A 5,859-nucleotide genomic window follows, 5' to 3' on the forward strand; every position below is an offset into this window, starting at 1 on the left:
CTTCCACCGGGGCCGCCTCGGCCGGTGCTTCGGGCGCGGCCACGCCGTCGCCGGGTGTTTCCGTCGTTTCCGGCTCGACGGTCGGCGCGGTCGCGCTCGCCCCGTCCGCCGGGCGGTCGGCAAGGGTCTCCGGTTCGGGCAACCGCACGTCGGTGATGGTCCGGCGCACCGAGTCGCGCGGGATGGCGGCGTCGTCGCCGACATGCGGCTGACCTTCGTCGTCGGTGCGTTCGATCGGGACCGGTTCGGGGCGCGGTGGCGTCAGTGTGCCCGAGCCCGCGCCGCTCTGACTGAAATTGAAGCCACCGGCTGCGGTATAGCCACCCGACCGGTCGGTCAGCTGCTTGTCCTGTTCCTCCGCCGGGGTGATGCTCACTCGGCGGCGCTTGTACAGGACGAATCCGGCAACGAACGCCACCAGTAGTACGGCGACGATCGCGGCGATCAGAATCCAGGCTTGCGCAGTCACGGCTCCCATCCTGTCAGAACCCGCGAACGCCCCCGCGTGGCGGCAGGCAGGTGTTGCGCCCGCGGCGGTACGGGTGATTCGTCACTCTCCGCGCAACGATCCGCGAACCCCCGACACGCCGACGACGTCGGACGATAGGGCGTCCGGCCACGCATCACCGGCAACCGTCCGGATACCAACCGCCCAAGGCGCGGCGAATCCGACACAGAGACAATAGGATCGGCTCGTGACCGATCGAAATGTGCTTGGGGGACCGCTGGAGGAGTGTGGCACCGATCCTCTCACCGGCTTCTACCGGGACGGCTGCTGCAGCACCGGCCCCGAGGATCTGGGTAGCCACACCGTCTGCACCGTCGTGACCCAGGAGTTCCTGGAGCATCAGAAATCGATCGGCAACGATCTGCTCACCCCACGTCCGGAGAACAACTTCCCCGGACTGCAACCCGGCGACCGCTGGTGTGTGGTCGCGGTCCGGTGGCTGCACGCCCACGAGGACGGGGTGGCCGCGCCGGTCGTTCTGGCCGCGACCCACGAGAACGCGCTCGAGGTCGTGCCGATGGAAACCTTGCGCAAATACGCCGTCGACGTCCCCGACGACGTCAGCGATCTGCTGTGATCGCTCACCGGCCCGTCGATCGAGCCTGAGCATCGCGCTCCCGGCGACCGAGAGGTTCGGCGCGCGGCGCGATGGTCAGGCGGCCGCGAACAGGCGGACCGCGGTATTGCGCAGCCCGATGGCCGGACGCGATCCCGGCACCATCAGCGCCGAAGCGAATCGAACCCCTCGATGTGCCGCGCCGATCCGATCGCGATGCCGCTGCTCGTAGCGTCCCCATGCCGCGGCCGGGTCGTGCGGCGCTGTCGCGAGCTCCTCGGCCAGGGTGTGCGCACCCGCGATGGCCAGGCTCGATCCGTCGCCGAACAGCGACAGGCATGAGGCCGCGTCTCCCACGAGGGCGACCCGGCCCCGCGACCAGCGCGGCAGCGATACCTTGCTGACGGCGTCGAAGTAGAGGTCACCGCCGGCGCGCACCTCGTCGAGCACATCCTCGAACGGTCCCATCCGCCCCGCGAATTCCGCGACCAGCAATCGACGCTGCGCCTCGCTGTCGCGGTGGTCCAGACCGGCCACCGGCGCCCGCCGGAACATGAAGGCCGCGATCGGACGGCCGCCCGCGGGATGGACCGATATCGATCGGCCCGGCGAGTTGTACATGACCACCTCGTGCTCGCTCGCGGACCGCGTGACGGGGACAGTGGCGATGTAGATCCCCATGTGCCGCACGAATTCCCGGTCGTCGCCGAAGGTCAGCCGCCGAACCGCCGAATGCAGTCCGTCGGCGCCGAGCACGTAGTCGTAGTGCGCTCGCTCCCCCGATTCGAAGCCGACGGTAACCCCCGCGCCGGACTGCTCGATCTCGGAAATACCGTCGCCCCACCGCATCCGGACGCGGTCGCCGGAGGCGGCGGCGAGAATGGTGGCCAGATCCGCGCGGGCGAGCTCCACCTCACCGCGGTCTCGATCGCCCACCCGCATGGATGCGCGGCGCCGGCCGCGCGCGTCGACGAACCGTAACCGGTCCACATCCGTTGCGGCCGCGCGCAATTCGGGCAGGACGCCCATAGCGGTCACCACCTCGAGCGCCGGTCCGCGCACATCGACCGGATTACCGCTGGACCGCGATCCGGCGGCCCGCTCGACGACGGTCACCTCGAATCCGTATCGGCTCAGCCAGTAGGCCAGCGTCGATCCCGCGATTCCGGCTCCGGAAACGAGCACCTCAACCATGTCGCCACCTCTCTCAAGTGGACGAATTTCGTCCGCTTAGGTTGATGGTAGATTAAGCGGACACAATTCGTCCACTTGTTGAGCACGACTGGAGCCGCCGATGGTCCTGGAACCGACCCACCCGGATTCCCTGCGCGCCGACGCTCGCAGCAATCGCGATCACATCCTGCTCGCCGCCTTGGACGTCTTCGCCGAACGCGGCACCGATGTGCCGATGAAGCTGATCGCCGATCGCGCCGGGGTCGGAGTCGGCACGCTGTATCGCCGGTTTCCCGACCGCGACGCCCTGGTGGTCGCCACCGCGCAAGCACACCTGGACCGCCTCGCCCGCATGGCCGAATCGGCAGGTGCGCAGGAGGCGACCGCATGGGCCGGGTTGTGCCGATTCCTGCGTGAGTGCGCGCTACTGCGCCTGGGCGCACTGGCCGCGGCCATCGAACCGACCGTCCACACGATGGTCCGCACCGATTCGCGGGTGAGCGCGGTGCGCGCCTCCGTTCTGGATCGGATCGACGCGCTGATCCGCCGAGCTCAGCAGGACGGCGACCTGCGCACCGACATCGGTTCCACCGAAGTCGGTCTCATCATGACCCTGCAGGTCTACGCCCAGCCCGGCGAGTCCTATCCGGCAGCGGTGGACCGAGTGCTCGCCATAGTGTTCGACGGGCTGTCGTCCACCCCGCGCACGGCACACGACATTCCGGGCAGCGAGGCGTAAGGGCCGGTTCTCCTTCGGGGAATGGACGAATCCACAAGGCCGGGGATCACTCGGCGGCTGGAGAATTGCTTCCCGTCGCACGCGCCGCCCGGCGCAGCCGGTGGGCCTTCTGCCGGCACGCGGACGAGCAGTACCGGGCGGGCCGTCCGGTCTCCGCGTGCGCCAATTCCGCCCCGCAGATCGGACAACTCCGACCGTCACGATTCGCGGTATCCGCCACGGTTTCGTTACGCCCGGGTGAAGAGTTTTCCGGTTTCGTTACGGCCGGTTCGGTGCGCATCGCCGCCAGCAGCATGGCGGCGGGGCGGGACAGTTCGTCCCGCGTGTTCGAAACGCGTTGCATGGCAACACATCCGGTGAAGATGGCCAGCACGTCGGCGAGAGTCAGGTCGGCACGCACTCCACCGGAGCGCCGCGCCGCCTCCAGCAGCTGCCCGAGAGCCAGGTGAAATCGCTCCCCCGCATCCCGCAGCAGCGTCCGCGGCCAGCCGTCGTCGGCGTCGAGCAGATCGCACATCGCCTTGTTGCCCGGAGTGCGGGTGACGACCTCGGCGCAGAATCCCAGGAAGGCCGCCGCGGGATCCGGATCGTCGCGCAGTGCCAGCGCCCGGGCGGTGAGCCGATCGATCCGTTGCTGTAGCACCGCCTCGAGCAGGTCGGTCTTGGTCGGGAAATGGCGATGCACGGTCCCGGCCCCCACCCCCGCGCGGCGGGCGATCTCGGCCAGCGACACCGACGTTCCGGATTCGGCGAAGGCTCGTTGCGCGGCGGCGAGGACGCGAGCGCGGTTGCGGCGAGCGTCGATTCGGGTCCCCGGCACTCCTGGCGCCGGGGCGCGCAGGTCGTAACGAAACCCCACATCTGCGGATGGCGGAGACGACAACGCTGTTCCTATCGTGCGAATACGGGTCGACCGACCCGATTCTATCGAAAGGTTCCTCCGACATGACCGTCCACGACAACCTCGTTCTCGTCACCGGCGCGACCGGCAAACAGGGCGGCGCGACAGCCCGCGCGTTGCTCGCCCGCAACGTCCCGGTCCGCATCCTGGTCCGCGATCCGGCCGCCGCCGGAGCGCGCGAATTCGCCGCACTGGGCGCGCAGGTGGCCGTCGGCGACTTCGACGCCCCGGCCACCCTGACCGCGGCGGTGGCCGGAACTCGCGGCGTCTTCCTCGTGCCACCGGCGGCCTTCGGGCCCGACGGCTGGGATGTCGACCTGGAGGCGACCCGCGGCGCCGCCGTGATCGATGCCGCCCGGCACGCCGGAACCGACCACATCGTGTTCACCGGCGTGGCCTCCTTCGACAACGAGACCTCCTGGGGCAGTTCCGGAAAGCGGCAGATCGAGCAGGCACTGGCCGACAGCGGCATGCGCTACACCGTGCTGCGCCCGGTCCGGTTCATGGAGAACTACCTGGCGCAGGGTATGCCGCTCGACGGCTTCGTGGACGGGGTCAACGTCCACCTGTTTCCAGCCGATCGGCCGGCCCAGATGATCGCGGTCGACGATATCGCCGCGGTGGCCGCGCTGGCCTTCGCCGACCCCGGACGATTCTCCGGCCGGACACTCGAACTCGCCGGCGACGCCGTGGCCCCCACTGCCGCCGCGGAACTGATCTCCCGCGCGACCGGATATCCGGTGCGGTATCGCGAAATCACCGAGGCGGAAGCCGACGCACTGGGTGAACAGATCGGCAACACCTGGCGCCTGGCCCATCAGGGCCACGGCTGGCATGCCGATATCGAGCAGATCCGCTCGATCCACCCCGGCCTGCAGAGCCTGGAAACGTGGCTGGCCGGCACCGGCGCCGCGGTCCTGAAATCCCGGTTCGCGGCGGGCGACTAGGTCGTCGCGCCGACCAGATTCTCCCCGCGCATCCGCTGCGAGATGACCTGGGTGATGCCGTCGCCACGCATGCTCACCCCGTACAGCGCGTCGGCGATTTCCATGGTCGGCTTCTGGTGGGTGATGACGATCAGCTGCGACTTCTCCCGCAGCTGTTCGAACAGGCCGATGAGGCGGCGCAGGTTGGTGTCGTCCAGCGCCGCCTCGACCTCGTCCATCACGTAGAACGGCGACGGCCGGGCCCGGAAGATCGACACCAGAAATGCCACGGCGGCAAGGGATTTCTCGCCACCGGACAGCAGCGAGAGCCGCTTGACCTTCTTGCCCGGCGGCCGGGCCTCCACCTCGATGCCGGTGGCGAGCATATCGCTGGGGTCGGTCAGCAGCAGCCGTCCCTCGCCGCCGGGGAAGAGGCGGCCGAACACCTGCACGAATTCGCGTTCCACGTCCTCGTAGGCCTCGGTGAACACCTGCAGGATGCGGGCGTCGACCTCGGCCACCACATCGAGCAGGTCCTGGCGGGCCTTCTTGACGTCCTCGAGCTGGGTCGACAGGAAGTTGTAGCGCTCCTCCAGCGCCGCGAACTCCTCCAGCGCCAGCGGATTCACCTTGCCGAGGGTGGCGAGATCCTTCTCGGCGCGTTTGACGCGGCGCTCCTGGGTCGCGCGGTCGTAGGGCATTTCCTGCGGCGCGCTCACCTGGTCGCCGCGCTCGCGGGCCTGCTCGTACTCCTGCATCTCCAGTGCGGTCGGCGGCATCGGCACATGCGGACCGTATTCGGCGACGAGTTCGTCCAGCGCGATGCCGAACTGCTCGGCGATGGTGGTCTCCAATTGTTCGATGCGCAGCGCGGATTGGGCCCGCGCCACCTCGTCGCGATGCACGGCATCGGTCAGCTGCGTCAGTTGCGTGCTCAGCGCCCGCACCCGCTCCTTGATCTGATCCACCTGCCCGGCGCATTCGGTGCGCCGGCGAACCAGCTCGTCGCGCCGCGCGGCCGCCTCGCCCACCACGGTTTCCAGCTCCGCGGCGATC

The 5,859-nt window shown here is 69.1% G+C and carries 6 protein-coding genes and 1 pseudogene; 3 read left to right on the plus strand and 4 right to left on the minus strand.

Going from position 1 to position 5,859, the window contains the following annotated elements:
- Positions 1–478, minus strand: a pseudogene (locus tag NN2_RS35325) (signal recognition particle-docking protein FtsY); the annotation flags it as partial.
- A 217-nt stretch (positions 479–695) separates the two neighbouring features.
- Between NN2_RS35325 and NN2_RS35330 the strand changes: the two are divergent.
- Positions 696–1,085, plus strand: coding sequence for a DUF2237 family protein (locus NN2_RS35330; protein ID WP_030513055.1), 390 nt, complete (start codon positions 696–698; stop codon positions 1,083–1,085).
- A 75-nt stretch (positions 1,086–1,160) separates the two neighbouring features.
- On the opposite strand, the gene NN2_RS35335 is transcribed toward NN2_RS35330, so the two are convergent.
- Entirely contained in the window at positions 1,161–2,258 is a 1,098-nt protein-coding gene (locus tag NN2_RS35335; protein ID WP_063019592.1) for an FAD-dependent oxidoreductase, read from the minus strand.
- A gap of 100 nt (positions 2,259–2,358) precedes the next feature.
- On the opposite strand from NN2_RS35335, the gene NN2_RS35340 reads away from it, so the two are divergent.
- Positions 2,359–2,976: a TetR/AcrR family transcriptional regulator gene (locus tag NN2_RS35340; protein ID WP_063019594.1), complete on the plus strand. Its 618-nt coding sequence runs from the start codon at positions 2,359–2,361 to the stop codon at positions 2,974–2,976.
- A gap of 46 nt (positions 2,977–3,022) precedes the next feature.
- Here NN2_RS35340 and NN2_RS35345 read toward each other — a convergent pair whose 3' ends face one another.
- On the minus strand, positions 3,023–3,835 hold the full coding sequence (locus tag NN2_RS35345; RefSeq protein ID WP_245658983.1) for a TetR/AcrR family transcriptional regulator: 813 nt from the start codon (positions 3,833–3,835) through the stop codon (positions 3,023–3,025).
- An 86-nt stretch (positions 3,836–3,921) separates the two neighbouring features.
- Here NN2_RS35345 and NN2_RS35350 point away from each other — a divergent pair, with 86 nt between their 5' ends.
- Positions 3,922–4,824, plus strand: coding sequence for an NmrA family NAD(P)-binding protein (locus tag NN2_RS35350; RefSeq protein ID WP_082857487.1), 903 nt, complete (start codon positions 3,922–3,924; stop codon positions 4,822–4,824).
- Here the strand turns inward: NN2_RS35350 and NN2_RS35355 are convergent.
- Positions 4,821–5,859, minus strand: a 1,039-nt coding sequence (locus NN2_RS35355; RefSeq protein ID WP_156511570.1) for an AAA family ATPase, incomplete at its 5' end; no start/stop codon positions are given. The genes NN2_RS35350 and NN2_RS35355 overlap by 4 nt on opposite strands.

Source organism: Nocardia nova NBRC 15556 (genome assembly GCF_001613005.1).
Lineage (GTDB): Bacteria > Actinomycetota > Actinomycetes > Mycobacteriales > Mycobacteriaceae > Nocardia > Nocardia nova.